Raw genomic sequence first — 19,735 nt, 5'->3', positions numbered from 1 at the left:
ACCTCAGGCGTCCGCGGCCGCGCTGCTCTCCAGGACGGAGGTGTACAGGTCGTCCATCGGCACGTACTCGCGCTCCTGCAGCTCGATGACGCCGGCGCGTCCGAGAGAGGACAGGTACGTGAAGGGGTCGATCGGATCGAGGATGACGAGGTTCTCCGGGTGCTCGACCACCACGACGACCTTGCGGCCGTCGGGCATCTCGGTCTCCAGGCCTGAGGAGGGCTCGTTGACGTCCCCGTCGACGTACTCGCCGCGGTTGAGGACGAGGGGCACGGTCGCCGACCACTCGCCGAGCTCTTCCTCCGCCGGGTTGCCCAGGTCGTCCTCGGCCGGCGCCAGGTAGATCACTCCGGTGGGCACCGTGCCGGCGGCCGCGGCGGCCAGCAGCTGCTGCTCCTCCTCGTCGAGGGTGTTCCAGCTTCCGTCGTCGTGGGCGGTGGCGTTGATGCGCTGCTGCAGCGTGTGCCGGATCGTGGTGGCGTGCGCCGACCGGGCGTCGAACGCTGCGAGCTCGGCCTGGTCGATCGCGTCCTGGTTGCCGCTGGTTATGGCCTGCTCGAGGGCGGACTCCAGTCCGGCGTAGTCCGGGATGAGCTGGGCGAGGATGTCGGCCGGCCGGTCGGCGAACACGCGCAGGGCCTGGTCCCGCAGGACGGCTTCGAAGGTGTGCGGCCGCTCCCGGCCGATGAGGGGGAGGGTGTAGCCGTGCCCGGGGGACTTCATGTCGGCGGTGTTGGTGACGACGACGGCCGGCGCGGGCCGGGCGGGGTCGCACTGCTCGACGCCGAAGTCGGGGATCTCGGGGTTGCTGATGGCGTTCATGTGGTGGCTCCTGGTCTGGGACGAATGTTCGGGGTGTGTCGTCCAGGTCGTCATCGACGACCTGGACGTGGTCGCGGAGGTTGCGTCGAGGCTTCCCGACGGGCGAGAGGTGGTCGTGGTGTGGGACTTCAGGCAGTTGCTCGTTCCTCGGTTCCCGCAGGGCTAGGCGGCCAGCTCGTGGCTGGGTTGTGAGCGGGACGGTAGACGAAGGGGCGGACACCCGGGCTCGACCGCCTCCTCGCCCTCGGCGAGGAGTTCGTGCGCACGCTGGCTGCGCAGGCCGAGGCGGGCCAGGGACTCGGTCCAGTTGAGGCCCTCGTCCCGCAGGAATTCGAGTTCGAGGCGAAGCAGGTCAGGTGTCCACTCGCCGGAGCGCCCTGCCGTGCGTGTACCGAGGGGCTCGGCGGCCGGCTGGTCGATGGTTTCCTCTTCCCAAGCCAGCGGCGGGTCCCATCGTTTGGCCAGGGCTCGCTGGCGGGCGAGTTCGGAGGGGCCTGGCAGATGCGACAGTTGCCCCCAGGCCGCCAGTACGGCGGCTTTGGCCGACGGGGTGGCGCTGCCGGTCTGGTTGAAGTCGGTGAGGGACTTGACGGTGGTGCCGCCCGCGTGGGCGATGGCGTTCAGCGTCCAGCCAAGCGCACACAGTCCCCGGAGGCGGCGGATCAGGCCGACATCCGTGACCCCGGGACGACGCTGGAACGCAGGAGCAGGCAGCTCGGTCAGCGCGAGAACCTGGCGCGCCATCGTCGGGTGGATTCCTCTGCGAAGTCCTGCGGCGTGGTCGTCGATGACGCTCGTGAGCGTGGACGAATTCACCCCGGCCGTCTTCGCGATGAAGGCGATGCTGGCCAGTTCGTACGCCTCCTGAAGTTGCCGGACGTGCTCGACGACCGGGGTGGCGTCAACGGCGTCTTTCCGGAAGGCCGGCGCCAGGTCGGTGGCGTTCAAGGCGAGCAGCCGTTCGGCGAAGCGGACCTTGATGGTTCGTGGCCGGCCCGCCCGCACGTCCTTGAGGGTGGCAGCCAGCGTGCTCACCGTCATCGTCGCGGCGCGCGCGACGGTGGCTACTGAGACCTCGGGATGTTCCACGAGGATGCGGTCCACATGCTCCACCACTGGGGCAGCGTCAGTCGACTGCCCGCCGTAGCCGCGAGCTTCGTTGGGAAGGTCTGCGGCGTTGAGCAGAAGCAGGCGGTGGGCCACGTCGGCGTTCACATTGCGCTGCTGACCTCGGTCAGCAGCACGCAGAAGGTCTTTCAGGGTCGTGGGCGGCACATGCGCATACCGGGCCATGGCCGTGACGGGCAGGTGCGGACGCTGGACGATCAGGTCCTGCACATGTCTGGCGGCCGGCAGCGAGTCGATCACGCCGGTGTCGAGAACGTAGCCGGTACGCCTCCGGGCCCCTGCGGCGGTGGTCGCCGACGGGTGGAGGTCGGTGAGGGAGATCTGCTGCGGCTCCTGGATGGTCGTCGCGTTCACTGCCTCGGCGTGTGAGGTGCCGACGCCGGTGATGCGAATGCGGGAGCCGCCGTCAGGGCTGCACGACCAGTACACCTGCTCAGGTGCAACGTGGTGGTCAGAGGTCATGGTGGCGGTGCTCCTGTGAGGTCTGCGGTGCTTTCTGGGTGGTGAGCCGTTCGAAGGATGGTTCCGGGCAGCTTAGGAGGAGGTGGTGCCACCTCCTCCTCCTGGCGAGTTTCCGCTGAGCGCTGTCGGCGGGAGAACCTCGCCGGCGGTACGAAGGGAGCTGACGGCCAGCCGCCTGCCGTCGGTCACGCGGGCCAGTGCACCGGCCTGGTTCGCGTGGGGTACAGCACCGGTCTGCGCCGCTGCTCGCTGATAGCCCGGTCGGCGCGCGCCTGGGCGTCCTTCTCGAGTTCGCCCACGTCCTGGAAAGCGTCGCCGCGGGACACGGTGACGTTCGGACCGAGCCGGAAAAGCACGGCGTTGACGGCACAGCACGCGACGTGGATTTCGTCGATGTCGTTCATCCACCACCGGTAGTCGGCGGGATCCTTCCCTTGGAACCGCAGCGTGGCTGCTGCCGCACGGACCATGGTTCCGGTTCCGGCGCACGGCTCGATCAGCCGGGCGCCAGGCGGGACCGGATCGGTGAGGAGGATCTCCGCGTGGTGGTCGGCCGCGATCGCCGGAGTGAAGAACTGGCCGGCCTTCTGCCGGTCGGCGTAGCTCCGCATCCGTTGGACCAGAAGACCGATCAGGTCTTCGCCTTCGCAGCGTGTGAGATCGCTGGCGTACTCCAGCAAGCCGGCACGGACCAGGATGCGGATGTAGTCGCTGAGCCCGCGGATGTCGCCGTCACCCGGCTGGGCGAGCCATTCGTGGAGAGGGCGGGCTGCCTCGGTCAGGACAGGGCTGTAGGCCCACATGTTGTTCCACACCGAACGCAGGACGTCGGTGGCTTCCTGGTCGTCCAGCGGGAGGAGCAACGGACCGTAGTCAGGGCCGGCGGGGGTGTGGGGGGCTGCCAGAGCGAGGGCGGAGAGCGCGCCAACGGCAATCGGCAGCTCGCTGGTACCCCCACGGTTCTCGAACCACCAGGCCAGTGCGTCTCCGATGATCCGACGGGCGTGGTCGGGACCGTTGTCTGGTGCCATGGCGCGGCGTATCGAGGCGGGCGGTATCCCGTAGTGAGTCATGTCGAGGTCTCCGGATGTGTGGCGGTCTGGGGCTCGCGGGGGCTGGCAGAGCCCGGCCCCGGGGCGTAGGCCGCCCGAGGTCGGTGTCGTCAATCGGTGAGGCCGAGCGCGGCCTGCAGCAGGTTGAGCAGCTTGGTTTCCTCGTCGCCGAGGGCCGCTTCGCGCAGGATCCGCTTGCGGAGGATGGGCACGTTCACGTCGATACCGACCGGCCTCTTGGTGCCCTCTGCGGCGATGATCCGGTAGTTCCGACTATCGATCATCCACGCCTCGTACCGGTCGGCGGGGCGGCCGAGCCGGGCAGAGGAGTCGGCCGCAGCAGTCTGGGAGGGGCATGGGCAGGTGGGGTCGGCGCAGGGCCGTCCGGCCGGGTGTGTGGCCATGACAGAACGTGCGCGGTAGCGGCTGGCGGTGCCGTTGAGCATGGGGCAGCTGCTTGCGGCGTACGGGTGGCACTCGGGGTGGATGCCAGGTTCAGGGGAGTAGCCGTGGGCGGCGTCGGCGGGGCGGACAACAGCGATGAAGCGCTCATTCAGGGGATCGCCGCACAGCTGGCACAGTCGGTCCAGGAAGGCCTGGTGCGTCCGCGCGCGGTCCAGGCTGCCGAAGACGGCATGCCCATTGTGGATCAGGGAGACGTACGGGACGACGAGCCCGCCGGAGCGTGGACGGGCGGAGCAGCGCTCAGGTATCGCCGGTGCAGTGGTCATTCGGGGCCCCTCGGTGCGCAGGCCTGGCTTTCCCAGGCCGGTTTCGTATGTGTGCGGCACCGATTAGGTCCTCGTAGCTCCCCCTTGCGCGCGCTGCGGCGAGAACGGCTCCGTCCATCGCAGCGGAGTTATGCCCGGGCGGGGCCGCCCGGCGGACAACTCACTTGTCATCCCGAACGCACGTCAGCCCCGCTCCGGTTTTGGAGCGGGGCTGACGTGCGTTCGGCGACGAGTGTCGTTCAGCACCTGGAAGTGTTGGCAGCGGCGAGGGTGCGCTGGAGCTTATCCGCCTGGTAGGAGCAGACGCGGCAGGTGACGCGCGCATCTGCAGAGAGCCACTCAGCGTCTCCCTCGGGAGCCCGCGCTTTAGACGCTGTCCTCCATCGCGGTGAGCAGGGCCAGCAACTCGTGTGATCTGAGCCGGGTGGCGGCCGCCGCGCCAGTGCGCCGCACCGAATAGGTTCGGTCGCCGACATCGAGCAGGAAGGCCCCTTCGAGCTCGTTGCCGTCGGACTCGGTGACGTTCCAGACGGCACCAGCGGTGCGGACGACGATGCTGCGTCCAGCGGTCACGTGTATCTCCTGGTTGTGCACAGGTGGTCGGTGTCGGCCCTACTAAGCCCGACCCGCGCACTCGACGCCGCGCGGCCGCGAATCTTGAGGCACGTCACCATTGCGTCCATGGCGCTGGACGGTCGCCAGAGGTATCTGGGGTGATGGGCTGGTCTCCGCGGGGAGCGGATACTAGGGCGCGTAACCCGCAGCCCGGTGGGACGGCTGAGTGCCCGCCCCACCGGTGCCTGGGCGGGTTACGGCAGGACGATGAGGCCGTTGGTCAGGAGGGCGACGGCAGCAGACAGCTGCTGGGGCGTCACGAGGACGGCCAGGTGGGCGGAGATCGACTTCTGCCCGTGCGAGGCTGTGTCGAGTGCTGCCTGAACCACACGGCGCACGTCTTCCGTTACGTGCATGTGGGCCTCGGTGTGCGACAGGTCCGCAGCCGTCACCTGACCGCGGCCCATCATCTGGTTGGCTCGGGATGCGACGTCGAGGACGGTGGAGGGATCAGCCGGGCGGGCGGGGGAGAGGGCGGAGATGTTCACGCCGCCGAGGGAGTTGCGGAAGCGGGCCGGGCAGCGCGCGTGGAGGTTGCAGGTGAGTGCAGCAGCGAGGTCGCGCACCGCCGGCAGCCCGTACGTGTTGGCCAGAAGTGTCATGTGACCGAGGGCGGAGTGGAGGTTGCCCTGCTTGATGTGGGCGATGTAGGCGTCGGTGATGGCACGCAGAACGTGAACGGGTGCGGTCGAAGAGGTCAACGGACCAGGCTCCTTGCCATGTGAGTGGGGTTGGGGTCGGCAACGCGCACCGTTCGTCGGCCAGCGGTTCGGCATGAGCGGTGGGTGCGGGCCGTCATTAGGGCCTGGGAACAGGCATTTCGCCGAGCCCTCGCGAGTAGGAGGGCGATCGCTGCGCCTCGGGCCGTGAAGTCGTTCGCTCTTCGCCGGACAGGCGCAGACCGTCGCCTCACTGCTGCTTCATCTGGCCGGCGTGAAGCAGCCCGGTCCGCTGGAGGTCCTGTAAGCGGTCCAGCTTCTGATGAGGTCGAGCTGTTTGCCGCTCTTCCACGCACGGAGGGTCCGCGCGCCGGCGGCGCACCCCGCTTCGGCAGGCGCCTTGGCGCGGGCACCCGGGGCCGAGACCCTGGTCCGGGAGGGCGTCTCCGCGTGAGCTACGCGACCCGATCGACGTGAGCGAAGATCACAGTTCCTTCGGAGTCGACGTCGAAGCCACGTTCGCCAGAGTGGTGGACGAACTGGTACGTCCCTGGGGTGACGTTTACGACGGTGTCGCCCGAGTCGAGCGTTTCAGGGTCCCCGCCCATCGAGAGCCAGTGCTCGTAATCGGCGAGGGCATAGGACCAGATGTCCGTGCAGATCTGGGCCAGGCATGTCTCCTCAGGGATCGATGGAGTCTCGTCGTTGTCGAAGTCGATCCACGGAGTCGCGATGATGTAGCGGTCCTGCTCCGTGCGGTAGAGACCCAGACTGCGATCGCTCGCGGGCCCGAAGGCACATCCGATGGCGGCCATCGCCTTGATGGCTCTGTCCCGGCCAAGTACGCAGTTGTAGTCGACCAGGGCGTCGTCCCCCCAGTTGTAGACGGGGCGCAGGTTGTCGGAGACGAGGAGCTTGCCGGAGGGCACGCTCAGGGTGATCGTCGTAGTGATTCCGTCCGGGTGGGGACAGGGTTCCTGCACGTGGGCGGCTTCTTCGATGACCTCGTAGGTGGCGTGCTGACCGCAGATACGGCAGCCGCCGAACGGGAAGCCTGCGGGGAACATCTCCCCGCGGAACACATGCACCTCCGCTTCGTTGTTCACGAACTGGTGCCCGTTGGTCTCGCTGAACGGCAGTCTCTTGTTCCTGATCGCCATGGGGCGTGGCTCCTTGCGGTGTGGTGTCCTGCCTGGCACTGAACGGACGGGGCCATGCAGGCGCGCTGGTCGATTCGGCTGTGATTAGGCACCCCCCACGTCCTCGGGTCCTCCTCGGCGCGAGATGCGAACACGGCAGGGGACCGCCCCGCCAGGTGGCAACGCCACCTGGCGGCCTTGCTGATGGACAGTTCCGCGGCGCAGGGGTCCGTCTCCTCGTCCTCGGGGACGGGCAGAGCCGAGGGTCCTACTCAGGCCGCTGGGGCGATCATGGTTCCGGTGTTCTCGTCCGGCTGGCTGAGGCTGATGACCTGCTGAGCCACTTCCGTGATCTCCTCGCCGTGCGAGACGACCAGGGCGGGCCAACCGAGTTCGGAGAGGCATGTGAGGACGGCTCGACGGGTGTCTGCGTCGTGAGCTGCGGTGATCTCGTCCGCGATGATCATTCCGATCGCGTTGCCACCTGTGATCTGCTCGGTGATGCCCAGCCGGAAGGCGAGTGCGGCCGTGGCCTTCTCTCCTCCTGAGAGGACCCGGGTGGGGCGTACCGTGCCCTCGGCGGTGTGCACGCGCGGGACGAAGGCGTCATCGATCTCGAAACGCACGTGCCGGTCGGTGATCTGGGTCAGCACGTCAGTGGCCGCCTGAGACACCGCTGCGGTGTACTCGGCCAAGAGGTCGCGTCGGAACTGAGCAAACGCCGCGGCGGCCTCGTGCAGGATGTGCGCCGTATGGAGCTTGTCGGCTTTCGCACGCATCCGGGCTTCGGCAGCCTCATGTGCCTTGGCCAGCACGGTCGCGCGTTCGGCCGCCACCAGGAAGCGGGTGTTCGCCTCGGACGCCTCGGCGGCTGCCTGATTGTGTTCGGCGCGGGCTGCGGTCAGCGCGCCCGTTGCCTCGGCCAGCTCGTTGGCCGTGACGTCGGGGTGTGTGGTTTCCCGCGCGGCCAGGTCGGCGCGCGCAGCCTCCAGCTCAGATTCGGCGTTGGCCAGCTGAGTACGCAGACCGTGTGTGTGCCGAGCCTGGACGAGTTCGGTGCCGAGCTGCTCGATGGCGGCCCGACCGGCTTGGAGTGCCCGCTCAGGGTTCGCCGGGCCGGCGAACCCCGGGAGGTGAACCACCACAGCGCTCACGGCCTCGTCGGCCGCGCGTCGTGCCACCTCGGCCTGCTGCCGGGCGGCAGCCGCCTCAGCGTGCACCGCGTCCAGACGAGTGGACAGTTGCGTGAGTTCCTGGCGCCGAGAGAGCAGCGCATCGTGAAGCTGGACCGCCGCCTCCGCCTTCGCCTTCGCGTTCTTGCCGTCCCTGATGCAGCGCTCCCACTGGACACGCAGATCAGCGACCAAGACCCCCACGTTCCGCAGCGGCTGAACGCAGGTGGGGCAGCAGGCGGACTCGGCCGTGGTCAGCGCCTGTAGTGCCCGGCTGAGGCGGGTGTACTCGCCCTTGAGCGCCCCGCGCCGCTGCTCGTACTCGGTGTGCTGCTGCTTCGCCGATTCGATGCGCCGGTCCAGTTCCGGGTCGGCGAGCCTGTCGACCTCGGCTCGCGTCTGCCGCACTCGGCCGTCGATTGCGGCGGCATGCTTTTCGGCGGCATCGGTCTGTTCGACAGCTCGCTCGGCCGAGTGGACAGCATCCCGCAGGACGTCCAACTGTCGAGTGAGGGCCTCCGGCGTGGGAGTAGTACGGCCGGCCTGGCGCAGCTCCCCGGTCAGAGAGGCCACCCGCCGCTCGCACTGCTGGACCCGCTCATCAGCACGTGCCCGGTTGATCCGCTCCTGCTCCGCCAGCCGGTGCCGCTGCTGTACATCCTGGGCCTGCGACTCGGCGCTGCGCACCCGGTCAGCGGCTTGGCGCGCTGCCTCAGCAAGCTGCTCATGCGTCTCGTGAGCCTCAGCCGCCTGCTGCTGGGCCTCGTCGAGCGCGCGGCGGGCCTCATCGGTCTCCTCACGTGAACCGGGCATGGCGGCCGCCAGTTCCTCGGCCCGGCGGGCCTCGGCGTTCGCGATATCGACCTTCTTCGTAAGGTCGCCAAGCCCGGTCTGCTCTTCAAACAGCTGCTGGACCTGGGCGGGAGTGCCTTCGGCCAGCCCGGTCAGTTCGCCCTGTGCGATGAAGAAGGCCCCGCAGTAGGCCCGGCCGGTCAGTCCGGTCAGCTCGTAGATCTTCATGGTGAGCTTGCTCGGGCTGATCTGCGGTTCGTCCTGGCCAGGGCCGGTGGCTCCGTTGGTCCACCAGCGGGCGTACGCCTCCTCTCGTACGCCGCCCCGGTGGTTGCGCTGCCGCAGACCCCGAAGGGCCGTGTACCGCTGCCCGTTGAAGATGAAGTCGACTTCGGCTTCGCACGGCTCACCGTCCGCGCCGGAGCGGCGCATGTCGGCCTGCTTCAGTCCTCCGGGGACCTCGCCGTACAGCGCCCACACCATGGCGGACAGGAAGGTCGACTTCCCCGAGCCGACCGGCCCGTGCAGGGCGGTGATGCCGGTGTCGGGGATGGTGATCTCGCCGTGCCGGACCGAGCGGATGTTGCGGACGCGTATCCGGATGGGGGTGATCATGCGACTGCTCCGTCTGTGGGGCGGATGTTGACGCGCAGAACGGTGCTGGAGTCCTGCCCGGGAGGCGTCTGGATCCGGGGTGCGGCGAAGTGGAGGGTGCGCAGCGCCGACACCAGCTTCAGCTGCGGGGCGTCGCACTGGTGGTGCTCGGAACCGTCCACGTACTCGCCGTCCGCGAGCGCGAGGCTCCCGGCGTGAGCCCAGGCCGCGTCGTCGGCGGCGACCCGGGTGGTCTCCGCGTCGGGACCGTTGGCGTACACGATCAGGGCAGGGGCGTTGCACGGGCAGGACCAGGCGTAAGTGCACACCAGAAGGATCGGAGTCGGGTCGTCCACGCTGGCGTGGCCCAGCAAAGTGGTTGTCTGCGCGTGCGGCTTCCACACACCGCTCTGGTACTCGTCCTCGTCCACCGCCTGCATGTGCCGCTTCGAGCCCGGGGCAGCGTTGCTCATCCAGCCGACGGCGCGCAGCTGCCCCCGGTCGGGGTGCCGGGTGACGAGCTCTACTTCGAAGACCCGAGCCTGCCCGAGCGCCTGGTGGGCGGCGGCGTCGGTGTAGGTGCGGAACGGCTCGAAGAAGTTGCTGGTGATCGTCAGGCTGGGAGACATGCCGGGTCCTTCGGGGCAGGGTCGCGAGGTGATGCCCGAAGATCACCATTTGGCGAGGTGCGGCGCGAGAATCCGCGAATCTGGCTCTGTGGTCTCCGGCACCATCGTCGTCGAACCGTCCGCCTCACCTCTCGCTGCGGACCGGGAAGTGAGTGGTCAGCACGACAATGAGGCCGAGACCGACCATGGCCCCGGTGCCGAAGCCGGCCCTGGCCGTCCAGCAGAGGGCCGGCCAGGGCGTCGGGACCGCGCGGGGCAATCGGACACCGTCATCGGACGGAGGTTCCTCCGCTTGATCGGACGAGGTCGGCGGTGACGACGACACGCTTGGACGAGCCGTTGGCCGGCCAGCACGTGACGAGCGTCAGCACCGGCTTGGTGGGAGTGGCAGCGGGCTTGCCCGGTACCTGGGCGATGACGTTCACGTTGCTCGGGTCTACGGTCTGAACGGAGGCCACCTTGTACGTGTAGGTGACGCGGTTCGCCGTCGTGACGGAGATGGCCGCACCGGGCGCGATGCGGTCGATGTTCTTGAAGGCGGGGCTTGCCACGCCTGAGCGGTGGCCGGCTATGGCGTAGTTCCCGATCTGCCCGGGACGTTCTGTCCCGGGGAAGTGCCCGACGCCAGCTCGTAGCTGTCGGCTGGTCACACCCTCGTAGACGGGCTGGGCCCAGTCGTTGCCGAGCGCCGGGATGCGCAGGACTTCGGTGACTTCACCACCGCCCCCTGTGGTGGGGTTTCCGCCGACGCTGTGGGGGCCGCTGCCTTTCGGGTTGGAGGAGGACCAGGTGTCCAGTACGGCGGATGCGTCGGACTGGGCCTTGACCGTCCGGTCCGGCACCTTCGGGTCGCCACCGACGGGCTCGTCGACCGCAGGTTCGTCGGGGGTGGCGGAAGCGGCAGAGGAAGTGAGCGGATCCGGGACGGTCGATGCCGGCTCGGTGGGGGCGATCTTCTGGGTAGCGGCAGGCTGGTGTGCGCGGGTGGACGGCTCATCGTCCCCGCGGGTCACCAGGAGTGCGGTGGTTGCGAGGCCTGCGACGGTGACGGCGGCGATGCCCGCGGCCAGTGCTCGTCGGGTTCGGCGCGGTCGGGTGGTCGGCTGTGCTGTGGGAAGGCTGCCGGGGCTGTGTGGTGCGTCGGACACGTGCGCTCCAAGGACGGGTCAGTGGGGGCGCGGGCCGGGACGTGGACGTCCCGGCCCGCAGCGTCGGCGAGTGAGAGCCGTCAGGTTGTGGTCACGCGCCGGTCTTCGGCAGCTCGGTGATGTCCACGGGCCGCGGCTTCGGCTTCTCGGGCTGGGGGATCTTGACGTCGATGACGCTGACGTCGGAGGTCTTGCCGTCCACGACGGTCACGTTCTGGTCCACGGCCAGCTGGTAGCCCTCCACGGCCTGGACCTCGTGGATGGTGTAGGTGCCCGGCGGGAGATTGTCGACCTGCCAGAGGCCCTGGCTGTTGGTGGTTCCCTTGGCCACCGTCTTGTTGGCCTCGTCCTTGACTTCGAACTGGACCCCGGACAGCGGCTTCTTGGTGTCGCTGGCGGTCTTGAGGAGCTTGATGCTCCCCTTCAGCGCGTTGACGGTGATCTTGAGCTGGGCTTCGGCGCTCGTGGTGCCGCCAGCGACGAGCATCCGCTGTGCCTTGTCGTTGGCGGGCAGATGGGCGATCAGCGTCGAAGCGGGCAGGTTCTTGGCCACCGCCTTCAGCTCGACGGTCCCTGCCTTGGCGGGTGTGATGGTGGCTGTGGCGACGCCTTCGTCGTTCGTGGTGACGGTGCCCGCGCCGGCGACGGCGCCCGCCCCGTTGAGCTGGATCTGGACGCCGGGGACCTTCTGCCCGGACGCGGCGGTGACGTCCAGCGTGATGGTGGTCTTCTCGCCGGGCTTGAAGGCGGCGGGGGTGTGCACGTTGACCTTGTACGGTCCGGCCAGCTTGCCCGCCTCGGTGATGAACCCCTCTGCCTTGGTCTTCACCTCCTTCGGAACGTTGGGGTACGAGACCCGCTCCAGCGCCCGCTTGCCGTTGGGCAGGGCGTACGTGCTGCCCTGCTCGAGGAAGCTGTACACGGCCGCGTCGACGGCCGCGGCCTGGCTGTCGCTGGCGGTGTCCCCGTACTTGGACAGCACGTACGCCGCGCGGGCGGTGTTCTCCTTGGAGACCTGCCGACCGGTGGCCTTCGAGGTCCAGGTGGTGACCTCGGTGGCCTTGCCGTACTGGCCGCCGGCTGCTGGACCGGCGAGGGTCGGGTCGGCGCAGTAGGCCCGGCCGGTGATGCCGCTGACCGGGGCCCCCGGCGCTCCGTACGCACCGAGGTGGGAGGCGTCCGGCTTGTTGAGGTCATCGGGGATGGCAAAGCCGGGGCCCCATTTGTCCGCTGCGACCGCGCTGGGGGCGGCGCACAGGGCGGTCGCGCCGACCAGGAGGGCTGTGGCGAGAACGGTCGAGCGGCGCAGCGTCCGGCCCGGCGCCGGGCGGCGTGTGTTCAGGGTCAAGGCGCTTCTCCTTGCCAGTGGGGCCGCAGTTCAGCCCCGTCTGCTGCGCAGCATCGTCGGCAAAGCGGACACCTCCGCCCGGGACGGGTTCAGTCGGTGATCGCAGCCTCGCTCGACGAGGCGGAGGTGGGGGTGATCTCCTTGGCCCATTGCAGGGCCTTGGTGCGGACCGGCTCGGCGATGACGTCGGGGATGCCCATGCGCCGGGTCAGCTCGGCACTGCGGGTTTCGAATTCCGTGCCGTAGTCCGTGATCCGCCCTGTGATCAGGCGCTGCCTTCCCGCTGTGCTGTCCGCGTCCTGCGCCTGGGTGGGGTGGGGGTAGTCGATCTGCCAGGACGCGGCGGCAGAGGCGAGGCGGCTCCATCGCGGCTGGAGCGCTCGCAGAGCCGCTCGCTGGCCGGGGGTGGTGCCGCTGATGCGCTGGCGGACGATCGCCCCGGCGTCCCCGGTGAGCTTCGCGCTTTCGGCGTCTTCCAGTTCCAGCGCGGCGATGCGGTCGGTGATGAGCTGGTCGATGTCCTCGGTGGTCAGCTCGGCGGCGTCGATGACGGGAAGATCGTGCTGAGGCCGCTGCCAGATGGTGCGGGCTTCGACGTGGACGCGGCCGGTGTCCTCGATGGTGACGTGAAGCCAGCCGCGCGGGCCGAGGTCGTCGGAGAAGCCCCGGGTCAGGGAGGAGCCGGTGTACCAGACCTGCCCGGGACCGTCGTGGTCATGACCGGGTACAGCGCCGAGGGAGTGGTAGTGCGAGAGCAGCAGCGCGTCCCATCCGCGGTGGGCCCACTCCAGGGGGATGGGGCGCTCTTGCCCCTCGGGGTTGATGCAGTGGTAGAGACGGCCGTCGGCTTCGAACGTGCCGTGGCAGACGAAGAGGTTCACGTGGCCGGGCAGCGGGACGGGGTCGATGTGGATACCGGCGTCGGCCAGGGAGCGGTCCAGGCCGTAATGGGACACTGCGTGGATGGCGAGGCCGTCGGTCGGCTGGTGGATCTCGTACAGGCCCGGATAGGGGCCGGTGCCGTCGCCCGGGCCACGGCGGGGGTCGGGGTAGACCGCGTGCATGCCGAGATCGGGTCGGTGCATCGTGCCCATGGCGGAGATGTCGGTTCCCGCGCCGGCGCAGTGGTTGCCGCTGTTGCCCAGGCCCCAGATGTTGGCTCGGGCCCGCAGGTCGTCAACGCGGTTGGCGTGTTCGACGTCGCGCGGCAGGGGCCGGGCCCGGTGGGTGAGGTCGCCCCCGTCGATGATGCCCTGCACCCCGGCGTCGAGCATGGCGCGCATGGTCAGGTCGTGGGCGAGATGCCCGTCGACAACGCGCTGGTTCCAGCGTGTCTGAGGGTGCAGTCGCATCCGGGGGTTGTGGTAGCCGAGGTGCTGGCAGCCTCGGATTCCCAGGGTGTAGGCCACAGTGGGTGCCCTTTCTGGTGTGGGTCCCGCCTGCGCTGTGGCGGGGCATGAACCGGGCGGTTCGTGCCCGTGACAGTGCACCGTGCCGGACATCTGGGCACGCGGCCGCGAAACTTCTCCCGGCGGCGCCTTGGCGGTGAGGGCCGCTGCCGATGGGGCTCTTACGCCGGGCGCGCCGTTGTGTCTCCGGAAGCGGAACGCTGGCGCCAGGTGATGAGTCTCAGGATCTGGTTGGCCAGCTTTTCGGCTTCGGCATCCGGCAACTGCACTTCGATCTGGCGGCATGCCGCCGTCTTCGGACCGTCCGTGATTTCGACGGTGAAGCAGATGTGATTGTGTGCCTGTCCCTCCGCCGCGGCATGGCGCAGCAGTTCCTCTTCGGTCATCTGCTCGGGGGCCGATGCACGGGAGGCGGCAGATACCTGGGTGGCGAACGCGCGGGGGAAGGCGAAGCTCGTCACCTTGGCGAGCCAGGGACGCCCGCCTCCACGGGGGCGGCGCTGTCGACGATCGATGTCGATCTCCAGCAGGCTCAGTTCGACAGCCTCGGTGATCTGGGCAACGGTGGTGCCCTTCTTCCGGGACAGGGCCAGGAGCTCACGCAGTGCGGTCTCGGCGAGCAGAGTCGGCGGAGTGGCGTGCCCGTTTTTCACCGTGCCGGTTCTTCGAGCTGGCGCGCCCTGGCTGTGAGGGGACTCCCGGATGGCTGGGTGGAGTCGAAGTTGGCCAGCTTGGCCCGGAGCTCGTCCTTCTCCACGTGCTTCCAGTGGATGCGGCCGCTGTCGTGCCGGTACTGCTCGGCGTAGTGCTCGCCGCCCGCTCCGGTGCCCGCCGGCCAGTGCTCCACGATGGTCACCTGGAAGGGCTGGCGCAGCCCTTCCAGGGTGAGGCGGATCGCGGCAGCGGCCGTCTCGATGCTCATCGTGGGTTCGGTGGTCTCGGTGACCACAGCGAGGATCTGCTGCTCGTCCAGCTGCCATATGCGGCACGGACGCCACACGAGCTGGTTGTCGTTGCCGAGGTAGCAGACTGGCGTCGAGTCGATCAGAGGGGCTAGCACCGCGGTCTTCCTCCTACTGGGGGGCTGAGAGCCCGTACTCTGCGGCGTTCTCCCCGTCGTACGCCTGCGCCGGCGAATCTGCGGTGCGCGGGTCCGCTGCGGCCGCCGGGACGCCGACGGCGGATATCTGCAGCGCCTCGTCCACCAAGTCCCGGACGGCCTCCAGGTTCTTGCGCAGGTCTGCGATCTCACCAGCCGGGCACACCGTGAGGACAGCCAGGCTGGCTTCGATGCCGGCGCGGGCTTCCGTCAGCCTTTCGGGGCTGGCACCCACGCTCTTGTCGGAAGCCAGATCGGTCACTGTCTTGAGGTTCCGCTTGATGCGGGCGGTGACCGCGCGCAGGGCAGCTTCGATGGCCTTGGGCTGACCAGCCGCGAGGAGCGCGTCCCGCTCTGTCGGGTCGAACTGGACGAGCTGTACGGGCTGAGGCATGAGACAGGTCCTAACCGTCGGAGTAGACGCCGTCGGGTGACCCCGAGGCGGCGCCTACTCTGCCTCCCGATCCGGACAACCCCTTCGAGGCGCCGTGGCTCCGGTGATGCATGATGCATCGGCTCGTTCAGGGTGGCTTCCCGGTCGAACCCGGCAGGAGGCGGAGCGTATGTATGGCCGTCACGGAGAACCCAGGCTGTCGCGCGGCCACGCGACAGCCTGGGTTTCCTGGTCTGCTGCCTCTCACCTGCTCTGCAAGAGACAGCTTCGGGGTGGTCAGCTGGCGGTGAGCACGTAGATGTGCGTGTGAAGGGCGGCGTCAGCGACGGCGTAGCGGGCGAAGAGACGGCCGGTGGCCCGGTGGTAGGTGATGGACGCTCGCTGATGCCTGGCCAGGGTGCCCTGCAGGGATGCGCGTACGGAGGCCAGATTGAGCGGAGTCGGGTTGCCCCGCAGGACGCCGTGATCGTTCCCCAGGAACGACTGCACGCCGTTGAGGGAGGCGGTGTACAGCACCGCTCCGGTGGCCGGGCGGAAAACCAGCGCGTCGAGGGCTTCGCGTGTGGCGCAGCTGGTGCCCGGCAGCGGCCGGTAAACGGTCGGGAACGCGGGAGCGTATGTGCCGTCCTCCGACGCGAGGGCTGCTCGGATCGCGTCGTCGGAGCGGCTGATGTGCTGGTCGTCCAGAGTGCCCCACTGTCCTGCGTGGCGCAGGCCCCGGCGCCACGTTGTCCCGCTGGAGCTGACGATGTCGCCGTCGGTGAAGCGCATCGCCACGAGGTTGGTGTGGGAAGCGGTGGTCATCTTCGGCTCCGTTCGTCGCTGGGGTGATGTGGTGCAGCGTGCCGCCGTTCAGCGCCGTTTCCCATCCAGGGCGAAAACAGAGAAGGCCAGGGGTGCGCTTCGCGGAGTGATTCGTTACTTGCGCACCTGACTCGACGCCTTGTCACGCTTGTAGGTATGTGCGGGCCCTCCGCTTGCCAAGTGCTGCTCATAGGTGCGCGCACCGCACTTGCACACGATCTCGTCCATCACAGGAGGCCGAGTGTGGGCAGCGGGCCAAGGCCGTCATGGCGTAGGAGAAGGGCTTGTTCACCGTCGGCCCACCCCCAGCAGCGGACAGTGTCCCGGTGTTCGTCGGTGGCTCGCACCTGGATCCGCCGTCGCCAGCCGAACAGACGGTCTCGCTCGAGGTCGGGGCCGAGAACCATCAGGCGCGTTCCGAGGCTGTAGACGAGTTCGTCGCCCGCCTTGACGTGCTCAAGGAGCGCGGCCTCGACGTACTTCAGGGCGAAGTCGTAGTGCATGTAGAGATTGGCCCGGCGGTGCCAGGCCGCGACAGACCGGGCGTCCGCCCCGGTGCCCGGTACAGGCATGCTCAGCAGCGTGCGCTGGTTGCGAAGGTACGCGGCCCGGTGTGTGGCAGGCAGGGTGGCGGTAGAGAGCAGTTCCGTCACCTGAAGCCTGAGGCCTCGGTTGTCAGTCTGGAGCAGGGCCACCTGGACGCCGAAGGGGGTGGAGTAGACCCGGTGAACGAATCCGGTGGCCCGGTGCGGGCCGGTGGCCTTCTGTCCGACCCACGGCGCACGGTCGTCCTGGCACAGGACGGGGCGGCTCAGGTGCATGGGGTCGTTGAGAGGCAAGGGTTCGGATACCGCCAGGCTCATGGTCTCTCCAGTGTCGGGCTGCCGTGTTCGACCGAAGGTCACCAGCTGTGCCTCGGCAACGCGAAGTGCAGCGAATCGGCATCCGTCGTGGGGGATGTGAGGTCTGCCGCCGGCCCTCCTGGGCCGGCGGCTGCTGCCAGCACGTCGGCTCACCTCGGGTGAGCCGACGCATCGGTCCGCGTAGTCCGCGGTCTCCTGTGGCTGCATCAGTGAGCTTCGCTGGTACCGCCGTTCGGCCCGACTGCCGTGGTGCCGGAGGGGATCTCGACGCGGTAGAACCCGATCAGCGGGTCCTTCTGCTCGGCCCAGGACCCGAATTTCACGGGGGACTTGCTGTTGGCGGCGTGGATGACCTTCTTGGTGGCCGGGTCCCAGACCATGGCGACGTGGATGGGGTTGGCCTCTGTGCCGAAGAAGACGAGGTCGCCCGCCTGCACCTGGTCGGCCGGGACCTTGTGTTTGGACAGCTTGGGGAGCTGGGCGGTGGTGTCCCCTCCGATGTTGAGCTTGCCGCCGGTGGCCTGGTAGTAGGCCCACTGGGTGAAGGAGCTGCAGTCGAAGTCTGCCGGGTGGTCGCCCTGGAGACGGCGGGCACCGTACAGGTAGGTCTTGCCGAGACCGGTCTGTGCCCAGGCGAGAGCCGCGCGTACGACCTCGGAGTCTGCTGCCGGCAGGGGCCCGGTGGCGCCGGCGCCGTCGGGGATGACGATCGCACCGCCCGAGTCGGCGGCGCAGGCCTGGGCCTGGTCCTGGGCCTCGGCGTACTGATCATTGCCGTAGGTGGGCGAGGCCGTCGTCTTGCCGCTCATCCAGTCCTTGGGGTTGACCGGGCCCGGGCCGTTGTTCTGGCCGGGCCTGTGGGGATCGCGGACACCGGGCAGGCGGACTTCCCAGTGCAGGTGGGCACCGGTCACGTTGCCGGTGGCGCCGACGTTGCCGATGTGCTCCCCGCGCTTCACTTCCATGCCGACGCGGGTGCCGAACGTCGACTGGTGGGCGTACCAGGTCTGGACTCCGCCCGCGTGTTCGATCTTGGTGAGGTTGCCGTAAGCGCCCCCGTCCCCGACGAAGATCACCTTGCCGTCGGCCGGAGCGTAGAAGCGGACACCACTCGGGGCAGCGAGGTCTATGCCGGTGTGGCCGGCCGACCACCGCCCGCCGCTCTGTCCGAACTCTGCGGTGAAGGTGAAGGTGCCCTGCTTCATGGGCCACTGCCACCCGGCCGAATTGACGCCGGAGGGCCCGCCGCTGGACGGGGTGCCGCTGCCCGGCGTGGGGGTGGAGGCCTGCGTTGCCGGGGTGGTGGATGTCCCGGGGGCAGAATCGAGCGGAGGCGTTGACCAGCTCTTGGCCGGAGCGGACTTGATCTGTGCCGCGTTGGTGACCTTGGCGTTGAAGTCGTTGACCGGCTCGGGGATGCCGGAGGGCTTACCGAGCGTCGGGAAGGACGGGTTCTTCTTGATCGTGTCGGCGAGGTGCTTCTGCCAACGCTCGATCATGGTGGTGTCGCTGGAGAAGACGCCCCGGTAGCGGGCGGACTGGGTGGTGACGACCCGCATGTAGGTGGTGTTGGACACCGTGGAGCCGGAGTACCGGCGCAGCGCGTTCCAGGAGTCGGTCTCGGCCTTGAGGGCGTGGATGTAGTTGGCTGCGGCGAAGGCCGCATCCTCCACGTTATAGCGGTCCTTGACGCCGTCCCCGTTGCCGTCGCCGCCGTATGCGGCCCACGCTGGGTCGCCGAACTGAACGATTCCCTTGTAGCCCGCGCCGTTGTCTCCGCCGGGAGCGGCGGAGGGGTCCTGCCCGTAGCGGGTCTCCTGGTACATCTGGCCGGCGATCAGCGTCCAGTCGAGTCCTGGGTACCGGGCGGCGGCCCGGATCGAGGCGAGCATCATCCGCGGGGGTATCTCCGCCCGTGCGGTGTCGGAGGGGAGGTACATGCCTTTGCCGGGCATGATCGGGTTGTAGGCACCGCCACCGGGGACTCCGGTCGAGCCCTGCTGTGCTGAGGCGTCGTCCAGGCATGCGGCCTCCGCGGACTTCGATCCCAGGACTCCGACGATCGCGCCGAACGCGGTGAGGAATGCGACGGCGACAGCGCAGAAGGCGGCGATCCCAACGAGCAGCCACCACTTCCAGCGCTTGCCTCCCCCGTTCCTGCCTGCGGCACGCGCCGCCGCCCGCCGGGCGGCGGCCGCCGCTATCTTCCGGGCGGCGAGCGCGGCGATGGGGGCGGCCATCAGCTGTTCTCCGTGGTGCCCGCGTCGCCGACGCCGGCGAGCTGCAGGCCGGAGATCTTCCACTCGCCCTTGGTGTAGGTCGCGGTGATCTGGAAGTCGGTGCTCTGGCTGGTCTGCTCTTCCTGGTGGAGGCGGACAGTGGTGGAGGCGAGGGTGGTCACCGACCGGCCGGCGCCGTCGACGGGCGCGTTGCTGATCACGGTGTCGCGCTTGAGGTCGGCTGTGGCGGTGGAGGAGCACTTCGTCCGCTCGCACTCGGCCCACGCCCGCCCGGTGGGCAGGGTGGTCTGGTCGACGATGGCCGGTGAACCGTCGGTGAGCTCGCGGGCCTTGGCCGTCCAGGCGGCGGCGTCCGTGCGGTAGGTGTATGTGCCGAGGGTGGTCAGGTACTCGCGCATCACCGTGTGGGCGGCCGCGAGTTCTTGGGGTTCGATGACGGCTGGGACGGAGTCGACCGTCCCGGCCGGCGTACTGGGTTCGCTCGTGGTGTCCGGCGCGGGAGCGGTGGTGTCCTTCTTCTCCCCCTCGGGGCTGCTGCGGTTGAGGGCGACCGCCAGGCCGACGAAGGCGGCCAGGGCGATTAGGGCGGCGGCGATGATGACGGCGCGGCGTCGTTCCACGGGGACTCCCTGGGA

General features: G+C 69.0%; 20 protein-coding genes. 1 reads left to right on the top strand and 19 read right to left on the bottom strand.

Going from position 1 to position 19,735, the window contains the following annotated elements; translation table 11 throughout:
* Positions 1-3: 3 nt before the first annotated feature.
* Complete coding sequence (locus ABT170_RS13705) at positions 4-822, bottom strand: hypothetical protein (RefSeq protein WP_351866832.1); 819 nt, start codon at positions 820-822, stop codon at positions 4-6.
* On the opposite strand from ABT170_RS13705, the gene ABT170_RS13700 reads away from it, so the two are divergent.
* Positions 812-988, top strand: a complete 177-nt coding sequence (locus ABT170_RS13700) for a hypothetical protein (RefSeq protein WP_351866830.1) — start codon at positions 812-814, stop codon at positions 986-988. The two genes, ABT170_RS13705 and ABT170_RS13700, sit on opposite strands and share 11 nt — an antisense overlap.
* On the opposite strand, the gene ABT170_RS13695 is transcribed toward ABT170_RS13700, so the two are convergent.
* The 18 genes from ABT170_RS13695 to ABT170_RS13610 form a co-directional block, all read right to left on the bottom strand.
* Complete coding sequence (locus ABT170_RS13695; protein WP_351866827.1) at positions 985-2,412, bottom strand: hypothetical protein; 1,428 nt, start codon at positions 2,410-2,412, stop codon at positions 985-987. The genes ABT170_RS13700 and ABT170_RS13695 overlap by 4 nt on opposite strands.
* Positions 2,413-2,597: 185 nt before the next feature.
* Positions 2,598-3,443 carry an N-6 DNA methylase gene (locus tag ABT170_RS13690; protein ID WP_351866824.1) on the bottom strand — a complete coding sequence of 282 codons (846 nt, stop codon included), beginning with the start codon at positions 3,441-3,443 and terminating at the stop codon, positions 2,598-2,600.
* 131 nt (positions 3,444-3,574) lie between these two features.
* Positions 3,575-4,195, bottom strand: a complete 621-nt coding sequence (locus tag ABT170_RS13685) for a cell envelope biogenesis protein OmpA (protein ID WP_351866821.1) — start codon at positions 4,193-4,195, stop codon at positions 3,575-3,577.
* Positions 4,196-4,561: 366 nt separating this feature from the next.
* Complete coding sequence (locus ABT170_RS13680) at positions 4,562-4,768, bottom strand: hypothetical protein (protein ID WP_351866818.1); 207 nt, start codon at positions 4,766-4,768, stop codon at positions 4,562-4,564.
* A 236-nt stretch (positions 4,769-5,004) separates the two neighbouring features.
* On the bottom strand, positions 5,005-5,511 hold the full coding sequence (locus tag ABT170_RS13675; protein ID WP_351866815.1) for a hypothetical protein: 507 nt from the start codon (positions 5,509-5,511) through the stop codon (positions 5,005-5,007).
* Positions 5,512-5,924: 413 nt separating this feature from the next.
* Positions 5,925-6,629, bottom strand: a complete 705-nt coding sequence (locus ABT170_RS13670) for a hypothetical protein (RefSeq protein WP_351866813.1) — start codon at positions 6,627-6,629, stop codon at positions 5,925-5,927.
* A gap of 251 nt (positions 6,630-6,880) precedes the next feature.
* Entirely contained in the window at positions 6,881-9,187 is a 2,307-nt protein-coding gene (locus tag ABT170_RS13665; RefSeq protein WP_351866810.1) for an AAA family ATPase, read from the bottom strand.
* Positions 9,184-9,795, bottom strand: a complete 612-nt coding sequence (locus ABT170_RS13660) for a hypothetical protein (protein ID WP_351866807.1) — start codon at positions 9,793-9,795, stop codon at positions 9,184-9,186. Before ABT170_RS13660 ends, ABT170_RS13665 begins: the two co-directional genes overlap by 4 nt.
* 269 nt (positions 9,796-10,064) lie before the next feature.
* Positions 10,065-10,943 carry a sortase gene (locus tag ABT170_RS13655; RefSeq protein ID WP_351866804.1) on the bottom strand — a complete coding sequence of 293 codons (879 nt, stop codon included), beginning with the start codon at positions 10,941-10,943 and terminating at the stop codon, positions 10,065-10,067.
* 91 nt (positions 10,944-11,034) lie between these two features.
* On the bottom strand, positions 11,035-12,291 hold the full coding sequence (locus ABT170_RS13650; protein ID WP_351866801.1) for a SpaA isopeptide-forming pilin-related protein: 1,257 nt from the start codon (positions 12,289-12,291) through the stop codon (positions 11,035-11,037).
* 89 nt (positions 12,292-12,380) lie between these two features.
* Positions 12,381-13,700 (bottom strand): hypothetical protein, encoded by a 1,320-nt coding sequence (locus ABT170_RS13645; RefSeq protein WP_351866798.1) that lies wholly within the window; start codon positions 13,698-13,700, stop codon positions 12,381-12,383.
* A gap of 161 nt (positions 13,701-13,861) precedes the next feature.
* Positions 13,862-14,353, bottom strand: a complete 492-nt coding sequence (locus ABT170_RS13640; protein WP_351866795.1) for a hypothetical protein — start codon at positions 14,351-14,353, stop codon at positions 13,862-13,864.
* Positions 14,350-14,760 carry a hypothetical protein gene (locus ABT170_RS13635; RefSeq protein ID WP_351866792.1) on the bottom strand — a complete coding sequence of 137 codons (411 nt, stop codon included), beginning with the start codon at positions 14,758-14,760 and terminating at the stop codon, positions 14,350-14,352. The genes ABT170_RS13640 and ABT170_RS13635 overlap by 4 nt, the downstream gene beginning before the upstream one ends.
* A gap of 13 nt (positions 14,761-14,773) precedes the next feature.
* Positions 14,774-15,193, bottom strand: coding sequence for a hypothetical protein (locus tag ABT170_RS13630; protein ID WP_351866789.1), 420 nt, complete (start codon positions 15,191-15,193; stop codon positions 14,774-14,776).
* A 276-nt stretch (positions 15,194-15,469) separates the two neighbouring features.
* Positions 15,470-15,997: a hypothetical protein gene (locus ABT170_RS13625; RefSeq protein WP_332757056.1), complete on the bottom strand. Its 528-nt coding sequence runs from the start codon at positions 15,995-15,997 to the stop codon at positions 15,470-15,472.
* Between the two features lie 227 nt (positions 15,998-16,224).
* The gene (locus ABT170_RS13620; protein ID WP_351866786.1) at positions 16,225-16,860 is read right to left on the bottom strand and encodes a hypothetical protein; all 636 of its coding nucleotides are present in this window, start codon (positions 16,858-16,860) and stop codon (positions 16,225-16,227) included.
* 206 nt (positions 16,861-17,066) lie between these two features.
* A complete protein-coding gene (locus ABT170_RS13615; RefSeq protein WP_351866783.1) occupies positions 17,067-19,100 on the bottom strand; it encodes a peptidoglycan DD-metalloendopeptidase family protein in 2,034 nt (677 codons plus the stop codon).
* Positions 19,100-19,720, bottom strand: coding sequence for a hypothetical protein (locus ABT170_RS13610; RefSeq protein WP_351866780.1), 621 nt, complete (start codon positions 19,718-19,720; stop codon positions 19,100-19,102). Before ABT170_RS13610 ends, ABT170_RS13615 begins: the two co-directional genes overlap by 1 nt.
* Positions 19,721-19,735 lie beyond the last annotated feature (15 nt).

Origin of the sequence: Streptomyces sp. NPDC001787, from assembly GCF_040297465.1 — a bacterium.
GTDB lineage: Bacteria > Actinomycetota > Actinomycetes > Streptomycetales > Streptomycetaceae > Streptomyces.
The sequence above is the reverse complement of the archived record's forward strand: the minus strand, read 5'-3'. Positions and strand labels throughout refer to the sequence as shown.